This window comes from Streptomyces sp. SID12501 (assembly GCF_010550245.1).
Lineage (GTDB): Bacteria > Actinomycetota > Actinomycetes > Streptomycetales > Streptomycetaceae > Streptomyces.
The window spans coordinates 1-448 of record NZ_JAAGLU010000614.1 but is presented as its reverse complement, the minus strand read 5'-3'; the positions used below and the strand labels follow the sequence as shown (position 1 = coordinate 448).

Annotated in this window: 1 protein-coding gene; it reads right to left on the bottom strand. The window is 75.2% G+C overall.

Features of this window, described 5'->3' with window-relative positions; all coding sequences use genetic code 11:
• Positions 1 to 448 (bottom strand): penicillin-binding transpeptidase domain-containing protein (locus tag G3I71_RS47550; protein ID WP_275409452.1); only part of this gene is annotated, 448 nt, incomplete at both ends.

The following is a 448-nucleotide window of genomic DNA, read 5'->3' as shown; positions in this document are numbered from 1 at the left end:
AGCACCTGGCCCTGGCCGATCACCGACGCCGCGTGCGCGGTGCCGTCCGCCTCGTCGGGGACCGTGCCGAGGAACGCCGGGAAGCCGAGCGTCGCGGCCGGCTCGAGACCGAGCGAGCGCGCGGCCGCCAGCAGCCCGGCCTGGTCCGCGAGGTCCCGCTGGCCGATGAACGCCGTGTTGCACGAGTTCGCGAACGCCGTGCGGAACGGCACGTCGCCCGTCGCAGCTGCCGGGTAGCCCGGGAAGTTCTGGAACGTGCGGCCGTCCACCGTGACGGTCGGGGGGCACGTCACCGTGGAGTCGGGCGTGAGACCCCCGCGCAGGTACGCCAGCGCGCTGACCACCTTGAACGTCGATCCCGGCGCGTACTGGCCGACCGTCGCCGTCGACAGGCCCTCGCTGCCCGGACCGCTCGCGGCGGCCAGCACGTCGCCCGTCGACGGCCGCA